This is a genomic window from Kribbella sp. NPDC051770 (assembly GCF_040681455.1).
Lineage (GTDB): Bacteria > Actinomycetota > Actinomycetes > Propionibacteriales > Kribbellaceae > Kribbella.
Window position 1 is genome coordinate 109,911 of sequence record NZ_JBFAYT010000016.1, and the last position, 19,461, is coordinate 129,371.

At 70.5% G+C, this 19,461-nt stretch carries 20 protein-coding genes and 1 pseudogene; 8 read left to right on the forward strand and 13 right to left on the reverse strand.

From position 1 onward, the window contains the following. Nucleotides 1-68: 68 nt before the first annotated feature. Entirely contained in the window at nt 69-785 is a 717-nt protein-coding gene (locus tag AB0M01_RS35730; protein WP_363676935.1) for a TetR/AcrR family transcriptional regulator C-terminal domain-containing protein, read from the forward strand. 26 nt (nt 786-811) lie between these two features. After that, nucleotides 812-1,213 (forward strand): hypothetical protein, encoded by a 402-nt coding sequence (locus AB0M01_RS35735; protein ID WP_363676936.1) that lies wholly within the window; start codon nt 812-814, stop codon nt 1,211-1,213. Between the two features lie 3 nt (nt 1,214-1,216). Here AB0M01_RS35735 and yidC read toward each other — a convergent pair whose 3' ends face one another. The 7 genes from yidC to AB0M01_RS35770 all read right to left on the reverse strand — a co-directional run bounded on the left by yidC (nt 1,217) and on the right by AB0M01_RS35770 (nt 7,553). Continuing rightward, a complete protein-coding gene (yidC, locus tag AB0M01_RS35740) occupies nt 1,217-1,894 on the reverse strand; it encodes a membrane protein insertase YidC (RefSeq protein ID WP_363676937.1) in 678 nt (225 codons plus the stop codon). A 52-nt stretch (nt 1,895-1,946) separates the two neighbouring features. Continuing rightward, nucleotides 1,947-2,204, reverse strand: a complete 258-nt coding sequence (locus AB0M01_RS35745; RefSeq protein ID WP_363676938.1) for a DUF6412 domain-containing protein — start codon at nt 2,202-2,204, stop codon at nt 1,947-1,949. Continuing rightward, a complete protein-coding gene (locus AB0M01_RS35750; protein WP_363676939.1) occupies nt 2,204-3,529 on the reverse strand; it encodes an RNA polymerase sigma factor in 1,326 nt (441 codons plus the stop codon). The genes AB0M01_RS35745 and AB0M01_RS35750 overlap by 1 nt, the downstream gene beginning before the upstream one ends. Nucleotides 3,530-3,825: 296 nt before the next feature. Beyond that, on the reverse strand, nt 3,826-4,446 hold the full coding sequence (locus AB0M01_RS35755) for an HhH-GPD-type base excision DNA repair protein (protein WP_184794993.1): 621 nt from the start codon (nt 4,444-4,446) through the stop codon (nt 3,826-3,828). A 1-nt stretch (nt 4,447) separates the two neighbouring features. Then, nucleotides 4,448-4,861, reverse strand: coding sequence for a universal stress protein (locus AB0M01_RS35760; protein ID WP_363676940.1), 414 nt, complete (start codon nt 4,859-4,861; stop codon nt 4,448-4,450). Between the two features lie 344 nt (nt 4,862-5,205). Beyond that, nucleotides 5,206-6,684 carry a glutamate--cysteine ligase gene (locus tag AB0M01_RS35765; RefSeq protein WP_363676941.1) on the reverse strand — a complete coding sequence of 493 codons (1,479 nt, stop codon included), beginning with the start codon at nt 6,682-6,684 and terminating at the stop codon, nt 5,206-5,208. A 107-nt stretch (nt 6,685-6,791) separates the two neighbouring features. Continuing rightward, on the reverse strand, nt 6,792-7,553 hold the full coding sequence (locus tag AB0M01_RS35770; protein ID WP_363676942.1) for an MBL fold metallo-hydrolase: 762 nt from the start codon (nt 7,551-7,553) through the stop codon (nt 6,792-6,794). A 58-nt stretch (nt 7,554-7,611) separates the two neighbouring features. Here AB0M01_RS35770 and AB0M01_RS35775 point away from each other — a divergent pair, with 58 nt between their 5' ends. Further along, on the forward strand, nt 7,612-8,955 hold the full coding sequence (locus AB0M01_RS35775) for a DNA polymerase IV (protein ID WP_363676943.1): 1,344 nt from the start codon (nt 7,612-7,614) through the stop codon (nt 8,953-8,955). On the opposite strand, the gene ddaH is transcribed toward AB0M01_RS35775, so the two are convergent. Continuing rightward, on the reverse strand, nt 8,935-9,702 hold the full coding sequence (gene ddaH / locus AB0M01_RS35780; RefSeq protein WP_363676944.1) for a dimethylargininase: 768 nt from the start codon (nt 9,700-9,702) through the stop codon (nt 8,935-8,937). The genes AB0M01_RS35775 and ddaH overlap by 21 nt on opposite strands. A 135-nt stretch (nt 9,703-9,837) precedes the next feature. On the opposite strand from ddaH, the gene AB0M01_RS35785 reads away from it, so the two are divergent. Both AB0M01_RS35785 and AB0M01_RS35790 read left to right on the forward strand, forming a co-directional pair. Beyond that, nucleotides 9,838-10,368: a hemerythrin domain-containing protein gene (locus AB0M01_RS35785; RefSeq protein WP_363676945.1), complete on the forward strand. Its 531-nt coding sequence runs from the start codon at nt 9,838-9,840 to the stop codon at nt 10,366-10,368. A gap of 115 nt (nt 10,369-10,483) precedes the next feature. Next, a complete protein-coding gene (locus tag AB0M01_RS35790; protein ID WP_363676946.1) occupies nt 10,484-11,719 on the forward strand; it encodes an MFS transporter in 1,236 nt (411 codons plus the stop codon). 14 nt (nt 11,720-11,733) lie between these two features. Here the strand turns inward: AB0M01_RS35790 and AB0M01_RS35795 are convergent, their stop codons facing one another. The 5 genes and pseudogenes from AB0M01_RS35795 to AB0M01_RS35815 all read right to left on the reverse strand — a co-directional run. Further along, on the reverse strand, nt 11,734-12,465 hold the full coding sequence (locus AB0M01_RS35795; protein WP_363676947.1) for an MBL fold metallo-hydrolase: 732 nt from the start codon (nt 12,463-12,465) through the stop codon (nt 11,734-11,736). Beyond that, nucleotides 12,462-12,854, reverse strand: a complete 393-nt coding sequence (locus AB0M01_RS35800; protein ID WP_363676948.1) for a YccF domain-containing protein — start codon at nt 12,852-12,854, stop codon at nt 12,462-12,464. The genes AB0M01_RS35795 and AB0M01_RS35800 overlap by 4 nt, the downstream gene beginning before the upstream one ends. Continuing rightward, the gene (locus AB0M01_RS35805) at nt 12,851-13,714 is read right to left on the reverse strand and encodes an alpha/beta fold hydrolase (RefSeq protein ID WP_363676949.1); all 864 of its coding nucleotides are present in this window, start codon (nt 13,712-13,714) and stop codon (nt 12,851-12,853) included. The genes AB0M01_RS35800 and AB0M01_RS35805 overlap by 4 nt, the downstream gene beginning before the upstream one ends. A gap of 2 nt (nt 13,715-13,716) precedes the next feature. Then, a complete protein-coding gene (locus tag AB0M01_RS35810; RefSeq protein WP_363676950.1) occupies nt 13,717-14,877 on the reverse strand; it encodes a saccharopine dehydrogenase NADP-binding domain-containing protein in 1,161 nt (386 codons plus the stop codon). Next, nucleotides 14,874-15,800: pseudogene (locus AB0M01_RS35815) on the reverse strand (SDR family oxidoreductase); the annotation flags it as partial. The pseudogene AB0M01_RS35815 and the gene AB0M01_RS35810, both read right to left, overlap by 4 nt. Nucleotides 15,801-15,869: 69 nt before the next feature. Between AB0M01_RS35815 and AB0M01_RS35820 the strand changes: the two are divergent. From AB0M01_RS35820 to AB0M01_RS35830, 3 genes are read left to right on the forward strand one after another with little or no spacing between them, the layout of a single operon-like run. Then, nucleotides 15,870-16,490 carry a TetR/AcrR family transcriptional regulator gene (locus AB0M01_RS35820; protein WP_363676951.1) on the forward strand — a complete coding sequence of 207 codons (621 nt, stop codon included), beginning with the start codon at nt 15,870-15,872 and terminating at the stop codon, nt 16,488-16,490. A gap of 22 nt (nt 16,491-16,512) precedes the next feature. After that, nucleotides 16,513-17,316 carry an exodeoxyribonuclease III gene (gene xth, locus AB0M01_RS35825; protein ID WP_363676952.1) on the forward strand — a complete coding sequence of 268 codons (804 nt, stop codon included), beginning with the start codon at nt 16,513-16,515 and terminating at the stop codon, nt 17,314-17,316. A gap of 25 nt (nt 17,317-17,341) precedes the next feature. Then, complete coding sequence (locus AB0M01_RS35830; RefSeq protein WP_363676953.1) at nt 17,342-19,417, forward strand: S9 family peptidase; 2,076 nt, start codon at nt 17,342-17,344, stop codon at nt 19,415-19,417. Nucleotides 19,418-19,461: the final 44 nt, after the last annotated feature.

The following is a 19,461-nucleotide window of genomic DNA, read 5'->3' on the forward strand; positions in this document are numbered from 1 at the left end:
GTGGTCAAGTCCTGCACGGTGTTCAATTCCTGGCGTACGATGACGGCACCAACGGCGGAGGTGGAACGGTGGCGGAAGAGGTCGGAACCCGACCCAGGCGCGGGCGGCGGCGTGAGCAGACGGCCCTCAGCCAGGAGCAGATCGTCGGCGCGGCGCTGAAGCTGCTCGACGCCGACGGCGTCGACACGTTCAGCATGCGCAAGCTCGGCGCCGAGGTCGGCGCCGCCGCCACCGCCGTCTACTGGCACGTCGCGACCAAGGACGACCTGCTCGAGCTGTGCGTCGACGCGGTGTACGGCGAGTTCGAGGTCCCCGAGATCACCGAGCCCCCGCAGTGGCGCGAGGCCGCGGTCGCGACGGCGAACAGCCTGCGCTCGCTGATCCAGCGGCACCCGTGGGTGGCCACGACTCTGGCCGAGGTCGGGCTGACCTACATCGGGCCGAACCTGATGGCGGTCTCGGACCGGATGCTCGCGCTCTACCGGGTCGGTGGGTTCGGCGTGATCGAGGCCGACCAGGCGTCGAAGACGGTGGTCGGCTTCGTGCTCGGCGTGGCCGGCAACGAGGCCGCGACGCTGACGCGACTCAAGCGCACCGGGCAGGCCGTCGAGGAGTGGACGGCGAAGTCCTGGCCGGCCGGGGAGGCCGCTGCGCAGCAACACCCGCACCTACGCGACCTGTACGCGGCGTACCGGGAACGCGAGCCGGAGTCGGATGCCGACGAGACGTTCCGGTACGGCCTGGAACGGATTCTCGACGGGCTGGAACTGCGCCTGCGGGGCTGACCCCGGCGCGCGACTAGGGTCGCGGCGTGGCAGAACCTGGCGAACCGACTCCGGAGCGGGACGAAGCGGCACGGATCGCGGAGACGCGTCGAGCGATGGAGCGCGGACTGCCGCCGGTCAAGGGCGCGACCGCCGCAGGTGCAGGTGCCGGCGGCGGGGCCGCGGCCGGTGGGGCGGCGGCCGGCGGAGCCGCGGCGGCCGGGCCACCGGAGCTGGCCGAGGAGATGGTGCGGAAGGCCAAGGAAGCCGTGGAGAAGGCCCAGGCCGCGGTCGACGCCTTCACCGTCGAGGAGATGTGGTCGGCCTCCCAGGGATCCAAGGGATCGCAGGGCTCGCCGCCCGATCATCGCCGGCAGTCGGGCCGCGGCCGCCCGCCCGGTCAGCAGTCCGACCGGTCCGGGCCGGGCCACCGCGGCCCGCACCGGTGAGCGTCAGCGCAGCAGGATCGTCCGCTCGACCACCGTCCACGTGGTCGTCGTGAGCAGGTAGAGCCCGGCGGCCAGCGGGATGAAGGCCGCCGTCAGCAGCGTGCCGAACGGCAGCAGGCGTGCGAGGTTCCGGCTCATCGGCGTCGCGCTCGCGTCGAGCCGCGCGAGCTGGCGGCGGGCCGAGAAGAACGCGACGACGGCCAGCAGCAGCGCGAGTCCGACGTACGCCGGTGTGGTCGCGAAGACCGGCCAGTGCACCCCGATCGGCGCACCGAACAGCGTGCCGCTGAGCAGGTCGTTCGGTTCGCCGCCGACAACCGCGCGGGTGAAGAGCGTGTACAGCACCCAGAAGAACGGCAGCTGGGCGAACATCGGGAGACAGCCCGCGAGCAGCGTCGTCCCGGAGTCGGCCTGCAGCTTGGCGATCTCCTGCTGCGCGCGTTCGGGGTTCTTGGCGTGCTTCTTGCTGATCTCCTGGATCTGCGGCATCAGCACCGCACGGGACTTCTCACCGCGCACCGCCGCCAGGCTGAGTGGCAGCAGCAGCAACCGGACGGCGAGCGTACAGACGACGATCGCCAGCGCGGCGGCGTACGGGCCACCGACGGGTTCGAGCGCGGAGGCGACGAAGGACACGAGCTGGTAGGCGCCGGTGATCGGCGCCTCGAGAAACGAAGGCATGACAGAGCTCCATCAGAACAAGAGGATTCGGGCTGGTCGCGAGGAAGTGCGACTACAGCCCGGGAGCTCTGGGACGCGGCCGGCCGGCCGTGTCAGGATCACGCAGCGGGACGTACGACGTCCGCGCCGACTGCTCGCGCAGGGTCAGCGCGACCAGCGGCGTCACCACCGGCGTACGCCGGGACGCGGACCCGGCGGCCAGCATCAGCGTGAACAGCAAGGCCGCCGCCGTGAACACGGCGGCGGCCAGAGTTGGCGCGTCGAGCGCAGGGATCACCGACGACAGCGCGTCGGCGATCACCTGGTGCATCAGTCGAGGTAGTCGCGCAGGACCTGGGACCGCGACGGGTGCCGCAGCTTCGACATCGTCTTGGACTCGATCTGGCGGATCCGCTCGCGGGTCACGCCGTAGACCTTGCCGATCTCGTCCAGCGTCTTCGGCTGGCCGTCGGTGAGACCGAAGCGCATCGAGACCACCCCGGCCTCGCGCTCGGACAGCGTGTCGAGGACGGCGTGCAGCTGCTCCTGGAGCAGCGTGAACGAGACCGCCTCGGCCGGCACGATCGCCTCGGAGTCCTCGATCAGGTCGCCGAACTCGGAGTCGCCGTCCTCACCGAGCGGGGTGTGCAGCGAGATCGGCTCCCGGCCGTACTTCTGCACCTCGATGACCTTCTCCGGGGTCATGTCGAGCTCCTTGGCGAGCTCTTCCGGAGTGGGTTCGCGACCGAGGTCCTGGAGCATCTGGCGCTGGACGCGGGCCAGCTTGTTGATGACCTCGACCATGTGCACCGGGATCCGGATGGTCCGGGCCTGGTCGGCCATCGCGCGGGTGATCGCCTGCCGGATCCACCAGGTCGCGTACGTCGAGAACTTGTAGCCCTTGGTGTAGTCGAACTTCTCGACCGCACGGATCAGACCGAGGTTGCCCTCCTGGATCAGGTCCAGGAACAGCATCCCGCGGCCGGTGTAGCGCTTGGCCAGCGAGACGACGAGTCGCAGGTTGGCCTCGAGGAGGTGGTTCTTGGCCCGCCGGCCGTCCTCAGAGATCCACTCGTACTCGTCCTTGACCTTGTCCTTGAGCTTGGTCGCCTCGTCGCCGATCTGCTCCTCGGCGAACAGGCCGGCCTCGATCCGCTTGGCGAGCTCGACCTCCTGCTCGGCGTTCAGCAGCGGGACCTTGCCGATCTGCTTCAGGTAGTCCTTGACCGGGTCGGCGGTCGCGCCGGCCACCATCACCTGCTGCTCGGGCTCGTCGGTCTCGTCGGCCTCGGAGACGATGAAGCCCTGGTCCTCGGTGAGCTCCTTCTCCAGCGGCTTGACGGCGTCGGGCTGGAAGTCCGCCTCGTCGACGTCGTCCAGGGCGCGCGGCTTCCCGGTCTTCGGGTCGATCGACAGACCCGCCTCGGACACGGCCTTCTTCGCCGGCGCCTTCTTCGCGGCGGCCTTCTTCGCGGGGATACCGTCCTCCTTGGATGCAGCAGCCTTCTTGGCCGCGGGGGCGGCCTTCTTCACGGTGGCCTTCTTGGCGGCAGGGTCAGGCACTCTGGCGCTGGTCCTCGGAGCCGTGCTGCGGGCGGTGGCGGCCACGGCCCGGGCTGACTCGGCGGGAAGACTCTCGGACGAGCTGGACGACACGAATTACCTCTCGTCTGACGCAGGGTTTTCTGTACGGCGATGCTGGTGGTGCTGGTACTGCTCGGGTGGTGCAACGAGTTGTGCGCTGCTCGCCGGCTTCTGTGCTCGTCTGCGATCGTGTTCGCTGGTCAGCATTTAATCACCGGGGTGCCCGTCAGGCGGCAGCAACACTACATTGTAATCCGCGGAGCAACCCGAACCCACGCGCGACCCCCGTCCCGGCGTGGCACACCCGGTGCCCGCACGCCCCCGCGGGCCGGCACCGGTCCTGCTCTTGAGCCTTCAACAGCTCGCGTTCAGCTGTTCCTGGTCTGCCGCAACGGCCGCGCGACGACCCGTTGCTGGGCCACCTGCTGGGCCGCCTTGAACTGCCGCACCTTCACCAGAGACGCGACATCGATGACGTCGGCGACCGACTTGTACGCGCCGTCCTCGCCGTACGGCTCGGAGGCCTCGCGCCAGCCGCGCGGGCGGACCTTGAGCTGCTTGCCGAGCAGCGCGACGAAGATCTTCGCCTTCTGCGCACCGAAGCCGGGCAGCGCCGACAGCCGGGCCAGCAAGTCGTCACCGGACTTCACGTCGGCCCACACCCCGGAGGCGTTCCCGCCGTACTCCTCGTCCAGGTGCTTGGCCAGCGTCTGGATCCGGGCCGCCATCGCGGTCGGGAACCGGTGCACCGCGGGCGGTCCGGTCACCACCTCGACGAAACCGTCCGGGTCGTAGGCGGCGACCGTGCACGGGTCGAACGAGCCCTCCATCCGCTTGGCGATCAGGACCGGGCCGGCGAAGGCCCGTTCCATCGGGATCTGCTGGTCGAGCAGCATCCCGACCATCAGCGCGAAAGGGTCCCTGCTCAGCATCTCGTCGGCGTCGGGCTGCTGCGCCAGGCACAGTTTCTTGCTGCGTGTCGAAGTCACCTCAGTCCTCCCCTTCCTCAGCCTTGACGGCTAGCACCGGACACGGAGCGTCGAGCAGCACCCGCTGGGCGTTGCTGCCGAGGATGAGCTTGCCGACCGGCGACCGCCGGCGCAGACCGATCACGATGAACTCCGCGTGCACCTGCTCGGCGACGGCCACCAGGTCCTCCGCCGGGTCGAGTCCACGCACCAGCTGCCGCACCTCGTACGGCACCCCGGTCGAGTCCAGCTGCTCGCGCACCTCGGTCAGCGCGGCCTCACTGGCCTCCGCCTCGTCGCTGTCGAAGCTGCGTCCGCCACGGTGGGAGTTCACCACCACCAGCTTGGCGTCGCGAAGCTTCGCCTCCTCCGCCGCCCTCCGAAGGGCTGCGCGCCCTTCGGCCTTCGGCACATAACCCACGACGATGGTCGTCATCGACTTGCCTCACCTCCGGGTGTCTGTCGACCCGTTCCGAACGATACTGCCCTGAACCGCTACCGGCATCTGTGGAAAAGCACCATCTGTGTCGCGACCGTGACCGTTAGGCAGTTGTGTCCGCAACGAGACCGTGTCGCTGGCGGGCAGGCAGTTCGGTTGGAACCTGCATACCCGCGGTAGCGGCTTCTAACCCTCCCCCGATGTCGGGCCGTGGCGGACACCCTCGCAGGGTCCGGGGCCACCGCGCCAGTCCCATGCCGTTGCCTTTGGCAAGCGGCCGGACCGCTGTCCTACGTTGTCGGCGGCCCGGCGGGTTTTCTTCACGTCGTGGAAAAACCGGCTCAGTCCACCGGCCACTCGTGCACCGGCAGGTTCTCGTGCATGTGGTCGCGGTAGCGGCGCAACATTCCTCGCAGAGCGTCACGACGATCGTGCGAGCCCTTGGTGTACAGGCGGTGGAACTCGTCGGCCTGCCAGGAGGCACCGTTGCGATGGGTGAGGCACCGCTGCTCGATGATCCCCAGCAACCGGTCCCGTACGTCGGGCGCGACGCCCCAGGCGTCCAGCCCCTGCGATGCCAACGGCAACAGCCGCCGCAGCACCAGCTCGGTCGCCCGCGCCGTACCGACGCCCGGCCAGAACACCTCGGCGTCGATCCCCTGCCGGGCCGCCTCGTGGAAGTTCTCCTCGGCGGCGCTGAACGACATCTGCGACCAGATCGGCCGCTCGTCGTCGGCCAGCGCCCGGACCAGGCCGAAGTAGAAGGCGCCGTTGGCCATCGTGTCGACGACCGTCGGGCCGGCCGGCAGCACCCGGTTCTCGACGCGCAGGTGCGGCTTGTCCCGGACAACGTCGTACACCGGGCGGTTCCAGCGGTAGATCGTCCCGTTGTGCAGCCGGAGCTCCGAAAGAGCGGGCGCGTCGCCGCGGTCCAGCACGGCGATCGGGTCCTCGTCGGAGGTGACCGGGAGCAGCGCCGGGTAGTAGCGCGAGTTCTCCTCGAACAGGTCGAAGATCGAGGTGATCCATCGTTCACCGAACCAAACCCGCGGCCGAACGCCCTGCGTCTTCAGCTCGTGGGTGCGGGTGTCGGCGGCCTGCTCGAACAGCGCGATCCGGGTCTCGCGCATCAGTTCCTTGCCGAACAGGAACGGCGAGTTCGCCCCGACCGCGAGCTGCACACCGGAGATCGCCTGCGCGGCGTTCCAGTACTTCGGGAACGCCTCCGGCGTCACCTGCAGGTGGAACTGCGTCGACGTACAGGCGGCTTCGGGGACGATGCTGTCGGCGGTGACCGCCAGCCGTTCGACGCCGTCGATCGAGATCTGCACGTCCTCGCCGCGGGCCTGGAAGATCTGGTCGTTCAACAACGCGTACCGCGGGTTGGTGCTGAGCGCGTCGCGGCGGATGTGCTCGGTCAGCAGCGTCGGCAGGATCCCGACCACCACCATCGACGAGCCGGTCCGCTGCGCCTTCTCCTCGGCCGCGTTCAGGCTGGCCCGGATCGAGGCCTCCATCGTGTCCAGCCCGTCGCCGTCGATCTGGCCGGGCGGCACGTTGATCTCCACGTTGAACTGGCCGAGCTCGGTCTGGAACGCGTCGTCCTCGATCGCGCTCAGCACCTCGGTGTTCTTGAACGCCGGGTCGCACTTGTCGTCGACCAGGTTCAGCTCGATCTCGATCCCGGTCATCGGCCGCTCGGCGTCGAACCGCGCCTCCCGCAGCATCCGCGCGAAGGCGTCCAGGTTGCGGTGGACCTGGTTGCGGAACGCTGTCCGGTCCGCCCGGGTGAACTCGACCCGGTCGACTTCCTCGCCCATCTGGCCTCCCCTGTCCCGGTACTGCCGTGGGTACGGCGTACTTCCCAGTACCTGGCGACAGTCTGCCTGAACCGGGCCCTTGATGTGACCTGGATCGCGTCGTGGACTCAGCGGGGGTACACGATGAAGTGGTCGTGGACCAGGCGGCGTGGCTCCGGCCCGGCCTTGGTCAGCGCCTCGTCCAGTTCGGTCAGCGTCTCCGGCGCGAGCTGCAGCGGGTGCTCGTCGGGGTGCGCCACCGCGCCCATCGGGTAGTCCTCCCCCGGCCGGTCCGGCATCTCGATGTGCGCGCCGAGCACGTGCTCGACCGGATTGCCCGCGGCAACGAACCCGGCCAGGCGGCGGATGCTCGCCCGGTACGCCGTCCAGTCGGGCACGTACAGGCGACCCGGGTAGAGCGAGTCGCCGGTCAGTAGCAGCCGGGTCTCGCGGTCGTAGAGCGCGATGTCCGCGCCCTGGTGCCCGGGGATCGGGATCACGTCGAGAACGCGCTCTCCGAGGTCGATCCGTCCGATGCCGTGCGGCCAGTCGGCGATCCCGAAGAACGCGGCGACCTCCTCGGCACTGTGCCCGACCACCTGGTCGAACTGGTCGTCGCCACCGACGTGGTCGCCGTGCGCGTGGGTGTGCGCGACGACCAGTTCGCGTTCGCCGATCAGTTCGTCGACGACCGGGCGGAGGTCGGCGTGGCCGGTTCCGGTGTCCAGCAGGAGAGCGCGTTCCGTGCCGAGCAGGAGATAGAGGAACGGTCCTTCGAAGTTCGTGCGCAGCGCCTGGCGGATGATCACCGTGCGCTCGTCGTACCGGTGGACCTGGTGGTCGGGGCCGGTCGCGGTGGTGCCGTCGTCCCAGCGGGCGGGGAAGCTCATGTGGTGATCCTGTCACCCGGGTCGGGCGATTGTCGGTGGTGGCGGGGAGACTGGTCGGGTGCGTGCTGATCCCTCGATCCTGCATGTCGACCTGGACGCGTTCTTCGCGGCGGTCGAGCAGCGGGACAAGCCCTCCCTGCGCGGCAAACCTGTCGTCGTGGGCGGGATCGGCCTGCGCGGCGTCGTCTCGACGGCGTCGTACGAGGCTCGCAAGTACGGCGTCCGCTCGGCGATGTCGACGGCCGAGGCGCGCTCGCGCTGCCCGCACGCGGCGTACCTGTGGCCGCGGTTCGAGGTGTACCGGGCGACCAGCCACGCGGTGATGGAGCAGATGCGGGCGCTGTCGCCGCTGGTCGAGCCGCTGTCGCTGGACGAGGCGTTCATCGACCTGGCCGCGACCGGGCTGCGCGACCTGACCGTCGAGGACGTCGAGGCGATCGCGAACGATCTCAAGGACGCGATCAAGAAGGCCAGCGGCGGCCTGACCGCGTCGGTTGGCGCCGGGACGTCGAAGCTGATCGCGAAGATCGCCAGCGACCTCGACAAGCCCGACGGTGTCGTCGTCGTGCCACCGGGGACGGAGGCGGAGTTCCTGGCGCCGATGCAGGTGACGGTGATCCCTGGCGTCGGGCCGGCGACCGCGCAGCGGCTCAGCATGGCCGGCGTCCGGACGGTCGCCGACCTGCAGCTGCTCGACGAGGAGGAGCTGATCCGTCAGGTCGGCTCCGCGCACGGCACGAGCCTGCACCGGCTCGCCGTCGCCGCCGACGACCGGCCAGTAGTCAGCGACCGCGAGACGAAGTCGGTCAGCGTCGAGGACACCTTCGAGACCGACATCATCGACCGCTCGCTGCTGACCGCGATCAGCGAACGGATGGCGCACCGGGTCGCCGAGCGCCTCCGAAAGGCCCAGCTGTCCGGCCGCACCGTCACGGTGAAGACGCGGATGCACGACTTCACCACCCACACCCGCTCCTCCACCCTGGCCGGCCCGACCGACGACCCGCGCGTGGTCGCCCGCGTCGCCCGCCGCCTGCTCGAGGACAGCGACATCTCCGGCGGCATCCGCCTGCTCGGCGTCGGCGTCTCCTCGCTGGCCGACTGGATCCAGGACGACCTGTTCACCGAGTCCGAGGCCGACGAGGCCGCTGCCGCCGCGGTCGACGTCCCCGATGTCCCCGTTCGCCCCCGTGAACGCGATCCGGGCTACCAGCCCGGCCAGGACGTCACCCACCCGGCGTACGGCGAAGGCTGGGTCTGGGGCGCCGGCCGCGGCCGCGTCACCGTCCGCTTCGAGACGCCCGACACCCGCGGCCCGATCCGCACGTTCGCGATCGACGACCCGGAGCTGACCAAGCTGCAGCGCGTCGTACCGGAGGAATCAGCCGCGGAGGCGGACTGACAGGCAGGTGACGCAGCCTTCGAGTTTCTCGAACTCGGTGATGTCGACGGGGACCGGGGTGTAGCCGAGGTCGGTGAAGAGCTCGGCGGTGCGCGGCGCGGAGGCGGCCATCAGGAGATGGTCGTCGTCGAGGAGTACGACGTGGGCGCCGGGCTCCTCGGGGACCGCGCGGAAGGTGGGGAAGGCGGCGGGGTCGTCGACGAGGGGTTCGTAGCCGATGACGGTGCCGTCGGGCAGGGCGGTGACGGCGGACTTGAGGTGCAGGACCTTGCGGACCGGTACGGCGACGACCTGGGCGCCGAGGGGTTCGAGGTGGGCGCGGAGCTGGTCGTAGCCGGAGCGATTCGTGCGGCCGCCCTGGCCGACGTACACGGTGCTGCCGACCTTGAGGATGTCGCCGCCGTCGAAGGTGCCGGGGGCATCGATGTGGGCGAGGCGGTAGCCCTGGGCCTCCACGGTCTCGGCCGCGGCCTGGGCCTCGGGGCGGCGCTCGGTCGCGCCGGCGCGGGCGATCACCGCGAGGTCGCCGTACACGACCATGGTGTCCTCGACGAAGACGCCGTCGGGGCAGTCGTCGGCGGGCGGGACCTCGACGGTCTCCCAACCGGCGCCGGTGAGGGCGTCGACGTACCGCTGCCACTGCCGTACGGCGAGATCGGCGTCCACCGGAACCCGGTCGAGGTGGGTCAGCAGACCGTCGGCGAGACGCGGGCTGGGGCGGCGGACGAGCGCGCGGGTGGTGGCCATACGCGGAGCGTATCCGGGACGGCGGCAACGATCCGATGGTTCGCGGGCGCTGGAGTCGTATGCATGCGGCGGCGCCCGGCGGGTACCGGCTGGACGATCCCGGTGTGGTGACCGGGCGCTGATCTGGAGGGTTCGATGCCGAAGATTCTGCAGCACACCGGCGGCGACGTGGTCGAGGTGATCCTGGCCGATCACCGCTGGTTCGAGGAGGCGCTGCGCGAGCTGCGGGACGTCGAGAGCGACCGGGCCGCGGTGCTCGCCGATCTCGCGACCGTGCTGATCGCGCACGCCGAGGCCGAGGAGTCGAAGGTCTATCCCCAGCTGCGGAAGAAGGACGCGATCGACGCCGAGGAGGTCGAGCACTCCGAGCACGAGCACGACGAGGGCAACGAGGCGCTGCTCGAGCTGATGGAGGTCGGCGACACCGCGTCGGAGGAGTTCAGCGAGAAGACCCACGAGCTGTCCGAGGCCCTGTCGCACCACCTCGACGAGGAGGAGCGCGACGTGCTGAACCCGGCCCGGACCGACGTCTCGCAGGAGGTCCGCGACGACCTCGGCGAGAAGTTCGCGGCCGAGCGGGCCCGGCTGATCGAGTCCGGCGCGGGTTCGATCGAGAACGTCCGCAAGCTGGTCGAGGCCGCCAAGAAGAAGGACAAGTCTTCCTGAGCCGCCGCCCCACCGTCCCCGCGACCAAGAGCGCGGGCCAGTCGCCAGACTCGGCGTGAGCGCGACTGGCCCGTGCCCCAGGTCCCGGGGACGGCCTGCTGGGTAGGGTCCCGCCATGAACCGCCGGTGGCCGCTGCTCAGCTACCCGGCGTTCCTCCGGTTCTGGGCCGCCGACGCCATCTCGATGGCCGGTACGTCGATCACGACCGTCGCGCTGCCGGCGATCGCGATCTTCACCCTCGGCGCCTCCGACAGCGAGGTTGGTCTGCTCAACGCCGCCCGCTGGCTGCCCTACCTCCTGCTCGGACTGCTGGCCGGCGTCTTCGTCGACCGCCACCGCCGCAAACCGATCCTGGTCACCGCCGATCTCGCCCGCGGCTTCGTTCTCGCGCTGATCCCGCTATTCGCCGCCCTGGACCTGCTCTCGCTGCCGCTGCTGATCGCGATCGTGCTCGTCTTCGGCGCGCTCTCCCTCGGGTACGACGCCGCGCACCAGTCGTTCCCGCCCGTCCTCGTCCCGACCGCGCTGCTCACGCCGGCGTGGGCGCGCCTCGAGCAGACCAACGCCGTCGCCTCGACCGGCGGGCCGGCCCTCGCCGGGTTCCTGGTCCAGCTGATCAGCGCGCCGCTGGCGATCCTGCTGGACGCGCTCTCCTACCTGATCTCCGGCTTCCTGCTGCTCACCGTCCGGCCGCTCGCCCCGGAAGTTGCCCCCGGCAAGGATGTTCGGCGCGACCTGCGCCGGGAGATCCGCGACGGTCTGGCCTGGGTCTACCGCGACCGGACCACCGGGCCGCTGGCGGTGACCGGGCACGTCTGGTTCGTGTTCCAGGGCATCATCAGTACGGCGTACACGGTCTTCGCGTACAAGACGCTCGGGCTGAGCGTCGGCGCGGTCGGCGTGACGCTGGCGATCGGTGGCGCCGGGTCGGTGATCGGCGCGACGGCGTCGGGATGGTTCGGGCGGCGGCTCGGTGTCGGGCCGGCGATCATCCTGTGCCGGTGGATGACGCCGGCGGGGTATCTGCTGATCCCGTTGGCCGGGGACGACGCGCTCGGTGTCGTGCTGCTGTGCGTCAGCCAGTTCGCGTTCGGGCTGTCGATCGGTATCGACAGCCCGATCGAGATGGGCTACCGGCAGTCGATCACGCCGACCGGGCTGCTCGGGCGGATGCATGCCACGCTTCGGTCGGTGAACCGGGCGTCGCTGACGGTCGGGCTGGTGCTCGGCGGCGTGCTCGCCGAGCACCTCGGGCATCGGGAGACGTTGTGGATCGGTGTGGCGGGGATGGTCCTGCAGGCGGTGTTGCTGCATCGCTCGGCGTTCCGGCACGCGAGGCTCACCGGCTAGACCAGGCCCATCCTCTAGCTCAGGTCGATGACCAAGCCCTCCTCGGCCGCGATCACTTCACCTGCGAACGTCTCCTGCGCCTGAGAAACGGAGAGAGCGCGATCCGAGCCGGGCCAGAAGTGCGTCAGCAGCAGCAGCCGCTTCGCCCCGGCAGCGCCGATCCCGGCTTCGGCCGCCTTCATCAGGAACGGCGATGCGGTCGACGCCGACTGGAACGTCGCGTCGGAGATGTACAGGTCAGCGCCCTCCGCGAGCTTCGCCAGATCATCCGACGGCCCGCTGTCTCCGGTGTAGGCGACCGTGAGATCGGGCGCACTGAGCCGCACGCCGTGGTTGGGGACGAAGTGCGGCAACTCGACGGTCTCCAGCTGGAACGGCCCGATCTCGCGAGTCGACACCAGGTCGTGGACGGCGAAGACGTCTTCCGGGTCGGGATTCGGTTCCAGCGCGCGCAGTACGTCGACCACGCCCGGCGGGCAGTACAGCGGGACCGGCTCGGCGTCCGGCGCCTGGAAGCGGCGGACGCGGCCGAGCGCGCTGACGTCGACGCAGTGGTCGGGGTGCCGGTGCGTGACGACGACGGCGTCGACCGCGCCGTCGGCGCAGTGCTCCAGCAGGCGCGGCAGCGCCGCGTAGCCGAGATCGAGCACGACCTTGAACCCGTCGTACTCGAGCAGGAAGCCGGCGCAGGCGCGCCCGGCCTCGGGCCAGGCGCCGCACGATCCCAGGACGGTGAGCGTCCTCATCGCGCGCCGAACGCCTGGTCGGTGGACACGATGTCCTTGCCGAGCGGCAGCAGCGAGATCGGGATCAGCTTGAAGTTCGCCAGGCCGAGCGGGATCCCGATGATGCTGATGCACAGCGCGATCCCGGTGACCAGGTGGCCGAGCGCCAACCACCAGCCGGCCAGCAGCACCCAGATGATGTTGCCGAGCACCGACCCGGCGCCCGCGCCGCGCCGGTCGACGATCGTGCGGCCGAACGGCCAGAGCGCGAACCCGGCGATCCGGAACGAGGCGATGCCGAACGGGATGGTGATGATCAGGATGCAGCAGATCAGACCCGCGACCGCGTAGCCGACGGCCAGCCAGAAACCGGCCAGCACGAGCCAGATCAGGTTCAGGAGCGTTCTCATACCTGCCAGCCTGCCACCCTCCGGGTGTGTTCGAGGGTCAGCCGGGCGACGAGTCCGGGATCGTTCCGGGGCATCCAGTGCCCACCCCTGACCACCTGGACGCTCAGGTTCGGGGCCCAGCGCGCGACGTCGGTCTGCAGCGGCGTCGTCACGAACGCGTCACCCTCGGGCGACACCGCGAGCACCGGGACGTCGGTACGCCGTACGCGGGGCCGCAGCAGCCGTGGGATCACGTTCGCCCGGTAGAGCTGCAGCCCGTTCACGTAGTCCGCGAGGCTGCGCTCCCCCTGCGGCGCCAGCCGTCCTCCCGCGCTCAGTTCCAACCTGGCGGTGGCACGCTGCCCCCACCCCTTGCGCCAGCCGAGCTCAGGCAGCCACGGCAGCTGGAAGTAGAAGACGTACCAGGAGTGCACGAGCTGCCGGAGCTTCTCCCGCAGCGGCCGCCGGCGCCGGAAGAAGTAGCCCGCGTGGTCCAGCGACGGCCCCGAGATCGACACGAACGACTCGATCCGCCCGCGCAGCCGCTCACTGGTCACGAAGTGCCAGGACTGGATCGATCCCCAGTCGTGCGCGAGCAGCTGCACCGGCCGGTCTCCCGCGACCGCGTCGATCACCGCGGTGAAGTCCTGCTCCAGCCGATCCAGCTCGTACGCCGACCGCCCGCGCGGGTGGTCGGACTGCCCGGCGCCGCGCACGTCGTACGTGACGACGTGGAAGTGCTCGGCCAGCCGCTCCGCGACCGGCTCCCAGAGGCGCGCGTTGTCCGGGTAGCCGTGCACGCACACGAGCACCGGGGCGGTGTGCTCGCCGTACTCGTAGAGCGCGATCTGCGTTCCGTCGGCCGATCTCACCCGGCGCACGCTCAGTACTCCTCGGTCGAGACCACGCGGAACCCGATGCCCGCGGCAACCAGTCGGTCACGCAGTGCCGGGCCCATCGCCGACGCCGTGGTGACCTGGCCCGCGGTCTTCGGCAGGTCGTCGAGGGCCAGGCTGAGGGCGCACTCGCCGAGCATCTTCGCCGTCTCGTCGTAACCCGGGTCGCCGCCGGACACCTCGGTGACGACGCGCTTGCCACCGCCCGAGCCGACGAAGCGCGCCTTGAACCACGACCTCGCGCGCCGCTCCGGCGACGGCCCGTCGCCGGCCTTGATCCGGTCGAGCAGCGCCCGCCGGGCCGGCGGGACCTGCGCGGCCGCGACCAGCAACCCGACCCCGACGATGCCTCCGGCAACCATCGGGAGCCGCCTCACGGCCGCGTAGTGGGAGTACGTGAAGTCCGGGCCGTAGGAGTCGAGCAGCAGCGCGGACCGGCGGACGATCTGCGGGTCGACGGTCGGCAGCGGCACCGCCCAGAACCCCTGCAGCCGGTGGATCCGGCCCGCGGCCAGCTTCACCGAGCGGCCGGCCGGGCGTTCCTCCAGCCGGCGCCGCGCGCGGTGCGCGTCCAGGTTCTGCTTGCCGCGCGAGAACGCGGTGATCGCGGTCTCCCAGGTCCCGCCCGAGGGCTTGCCGCCGGCGCGGATCATCCCGTCGACCTTGATCGGTACGCGGTGCGGGAGCTGCTCCACGGTGAACTGCACCCCGAGGTCGTACGGGATCGAGTCGAAGCCGCAGCAGTGGATCAGCCGGGCGTCGGTCGCGACGGCCTGCGCGTGGTGGGCGACGTACATCTTGTCGACGAACTCGGGCTCGCCGGTCAGGTCGAGGTAATCGGTACCGGCCGCCGCGCAGGCGGCGACCAGCGGTTCGCCGTACCGGATGTACGGACCGACCGTGGTGACGACGATGCGGGTCGCCTCGGCGACGGCGCGCAGCGAGCCGGCGTCCTCGACGTCGGCGATCAGGAGGTCGAGCTGCGGTGCGTCCAGGTCGGAGCGGAGGCGCTCCAGCTTGGCCTTGTTCCGCCCGGCGAGCGCGAGCTTCAGGCCCGGCGGCGCGTGCTTCACGAGGTACTGCGCGGTGAGCGCGCCGGTGAACCCAGTCGCCCCGAACAGGACGACGTCGTACGGGCGGTCGCTCATCCGTGCTCGGCCTTGGCCTCGGCGGCACGGGCCTCGGCGGCCGTCTTCGCCTTCGCGGTGTCGGCCAGGCCCCCGGCGCCGGACGCGCGCGACGAGATGTCGGCGCCGCGCGCCTCGATGTCGGCCAGCGCGGCGCGGTCGGCCTTCGCAACCGAGACGCGGCTGCCCAGCTCGACGATGTGCGGGATCAGCGCGCGGAAGATCTTCATCGGGCCGATCCAGCCCGGCACGTGCACGACCCGCGAGCGCTTCCGGATGCCGGCGGTGAACTTCTCGACGGCCAGCTCCAGCGGGTAGACCCGGCTGGCGAACGGGATCCCGGTCCGGACCTTGCCGAACACCGGGTGGTCGTCGACGCCGCGGACCATGTCGGTGTCGACGAACGTCATGTGCGCGACGCCGACCCGTACGCCGAGGTGCCGCAGCTCGGCGCGCAGCGTGTTGCCCATCGCCTCCACCCCGGCCTTGGCCGTGTTGTACGACGCGAGCCCGGGGATGTGGACGACCGCCGCGAGCGACGAGACGAGCAGCAGGTAGCCCTTGGACTCGATCAGGTGCGGCAGGGTCAGGTGCACGGTCCGCCAGACGCCGTACAGGTCGACGTCGAGGACGCGCTCCCAGACGGCCGGGTCCATGCTGCGGGTGAAGCCGGGCGCCGCGATGCCGGCGTTGGCGACCACGACGTCGATCCGGCCGTAGCGCGCGACGACGCCCTCGACCGCGCCGCGCAGCGACTCCAGGTCGGTGACGTCGGCCTCCCACCAGCCGGCGTCCGGGCCACAGTCCTCGGCGACCTGCTTCAGCTCGTCGGGTTCGAGCCCGACCAGCGCCAGTTTGTCGCCTTCGCTCGCCAGCCGGCGGGCCACCGCCGCACCGATCCCCCGGGACGCGCCTGTGATGAGTACGACCTTGCCGGCCATCGGGACCTCCGTCTGTTGAGTCGATACTCAACAGTAAGTGCTTGTTGAGCCGATACTCAATAGACTGTCCGTATGACCCATGCCTCTCCGGACCCGGCCGGCCCCGGGACGCGGCCGCGCGACGGGGCCCGGCTGCGGCCGGATGCGCGCCGGGCGCAGATCCTCGATGCCGCTCGCCGGGTCCTCGAGGCCGACCCGCACCGCGAGTTGAGCGTCGAGAAGGTCGCGGCCGAGGCCCAGGTCTCCCCCGCGCTGCTGTTCCACTACTTCGGCTCGAAGAAGAAGTTCCAGTTCGCGGTGATCGAGGAGGCGGCCTCCGAGCTGATGCTCCGGACGGCGCCCGATCTCTCCCTGCCGCCCGACGAGCAGCTCAGCACCGGGATCCGGGCGTTCGTCCGCGCGGTCCTGCAGGCGCCGCAGCTCTACCGCGCGACGCTGCTGATGTCCGCGGCCGGCGATCCCGAAGTTCGCGCTCTCCACTCGGAGATCCGCCAGGTGTTCAGCCGCTGGGTGATCGACGCCCTCGCGCAGCAGGGTGTCGAGACGACACCGCGGGTCGAGCTGGTCTGCCTCGGCTGGCAGGGGTACGTCGAGCAGATCCTGCTCACCTGGATCGACAACCCGACGGTCACCGGAGACGAGCTCGAGGACCTCTGCGAGCGGTCGCTGGCCGCCGTACTCACGACGCTGTGAGGTGATGCCCTAGGGTTGCCCGGTGCTGAAGGTTGCCACGGTGAATGTGAACGGGGTTCGGGCGGCGTACCGGCGGGGCATGGCTCCGTGGCTGGAGCAGACCGATCCGGACCTGCTGCTGATGCAGGAGGTCCGCGCGACCGACGAGGTCCTGCGCGACCATCTCGGCGGCGACTGGCACCTGGCCCACGCCGAGCCGACGATCGACGGCAGCAAGGGCCGCGCGGGTGTCGCGATCGCGAGCCGGCGGCCGATCAAGGTGGAGCGGACCGACATAGGCCCGGAGCGGTTCGCCGGGTCCGGCCGGTGGGTCGAGGCCGACGTCGTCCTGGACGACGGTTCGACGCTGACCGCGGTCAGCACCTACGTGTTCACCGGCGAGTTCGAGACGCCGCCGCGGCAGGAGGAGAAGTACGCGTTCCTGGACGCGATCACCGCGCGGCTGACCGAGCTGCGGGCCGACGGCCGGCACGTGCTGATGTGCGGCGACCTGAACATCGCGCACCGCGAGGAGGACCTGAAGGCCTGGAAGGCGAACCGCAAGAAGAGCGGCTTCCTGCCCGAGGAGCGGGCCTGGATGGATCGTTTGTTCGCGGCCGGCTGGGTCGACCTGGGCCGCCGGTTCGGCGGCGACGGACCCGGTCCGTACTCGTGGTGGTCGTGGCGCGGCAAGGCGTTCGACAACGACGCCGGCTGGCGGATCGACTACCAGATCGCATCACCGGAGCTGGCCGGCGCGGCCACCGGCTGCGAGATCCACCGCGCCCCGACGTACGCCGAGCGCTGGAGCGACCACGCCCCCGTTGTGGCGACGTACAGCCTCTGACGGAGGTGCCGGGTAGTCTCCCCACATGCCTGAGTTGACACCCCCTGTCGCCGCCAAGAAGCCGATCGAACGCACCCATCACGGCGACGTCTTCGTCGACGACTACGAGTGGTTGCGGGACAAGTCGAACGACGAGGTGCTGGACCACCTGCGCGCCGAGAACGCCTACACCGAGGCCCGCACGGCGCACCTGGAACCGTTGCGTGAGGCAATCTTCGGCGAGATCTCCGCGCGCACCCTGCAGACCGACCTGAGCGTGCCCGCGCGGCACGGCGGCTACTGGTACTACACCCGCACCGTCGAGGGGAAGCAGTACGCGATCAGCTGCCGCGTGCTCGCCGACGGCGACCAGCCGCCGGCCACCGACGGCGAGATCCCCGGCGAGCAGGTCATGCTCGACGGCAACGTGCTGGCCGGCGACTCGGAGTTCTTCTCGCTCGGCACCGTCGACGTCTCCCCCGACGGCAACCTGCTCGCCTACTCGGTCGACCTCAAGGGCGATGAGCGGTTCACGCTGCGGATCAAGGACCTGCGCACCGGCGAGCTGCTCCCCGACGAGCTGCCCGAGGTGCACTACGGCTCGGCCTGGTCGGCCGACGGCTCGACGATCTTCTACACCAAGGTCGACGACGCGTGGCGCCCGTTCCAGGTCTGGCGGCACGCGCTCGGCGCCTCCGGCGACGACGTCCTGGTGATGGAGGAGGCCGACGAGCGGTACTGGATCGGCGTCGACCTGACCCGCAACGAGCAGGCCATCCAGATCGCCCTCGGCAGCAAGCTGACCAGCGAGGTCTGGCTGCTCGACGCGCAGGACCCGGCCGGAACGCCGGTCGTCGTCCGGCCGCGCGTCGAGGGCGTCGAGTACGACGTCGAGCACGCCGGCGACCAGCTGCTGATCACGCACAACGCCGACGCGGAGAACTTCTCGCTGGCCAGCGCTCCGCTGGACGCGCCCGGTGAGTGGACGACGCTGATCGAGGGCGACGAGTCGAGCCGGCTGCTCGGCGTCGACGCGTTCGCGCGGCACGTCGTGCTGTACCGGCGGCGCGACGCGCTGACCGAGCTGGCGGTGATGCGCCGCGAGGGCGAGACCTTCGCCGCTCCTGACGTGCTGACCTTCGACGAGCCGATCTACACCGTCAGCCCGGGCCGCAACGACGAGTGGGACGACACCCGCTACCGGTTCGGCTACACCTCACTGGTCACGCCCGGTTCGACGTACGACGTGGACGTGGCGACCGGCGAGCGGCGGCTGCTCAAGCAGCAGCCCGTGCTCGGCGGGGTCGACCTGAGCGCCTACACGCAGTACCGGGAGTGGGCGACGGCCGCCGACGGGACGCAGGTGCCGATCTCGATCGTCGCCCGCAAGGACGTCGCCAAGGACGGCAACGCACCGGTCGTGCTGTACGGCTACGGCTCGTACGAGTCCTCGATGGACCCGTGGTTCTCGATCCCGCGGCTGTCGCTGCTCGACCGCGGCGTCGTGTTCGCGATCGCGCACGTCCGCGGCGGCGGCGAGCTCGGCCGGCGCTGGTACGACAACGGCAAGACGCTGACCAAGCGGAACACGTTCACCGACTTCATCGCCGTCGCCGAGCACCTGGCCAAGGACGGCTGGAGCCGGCCCGAGCGGATCGTCGCGCAGGGCGGCAGCGCCGGCGGGCTGCTGATGGGTGCGGTCGCGAACCTGGCGCCGCAGGCGTTCGGCGGGATCGTCGCCGAGGTGCCGTTCGTGGACGCGCTGACCACCATTCTCGACCCGTCGCTGCCGCTGACGGTGATCGAGTGGGAGGAGTGGGGAAATCCGCTCGAGGACCCCGAGGTGTACGCCTACATGAAGTCCTACTCGCCGTACGAGAACGTCAGTGCGCAGCAGTACCCGCGCATTCTGGCGATCACCAGCCTGAACGACACCCGGGTGTTCTTCGTCGAACCGGCGAAATGGGTCGCGAAACTGCGCGCGACCGCCGCCGGTGACGTCGACGTACTGCTGAAAACGGAGATGGAAGCCGGTCACGGCGGCCGCAGCGGCCGGTACGACGCGTGGCGAGAAGTCGCCTTCACGCTGGCCTGGGAGCTGGACACCCTCGGTCTCGCCTGAGCCCAACCCTGGTAGACGCGCGCACCCGGCCCCCGGTTGTCCTG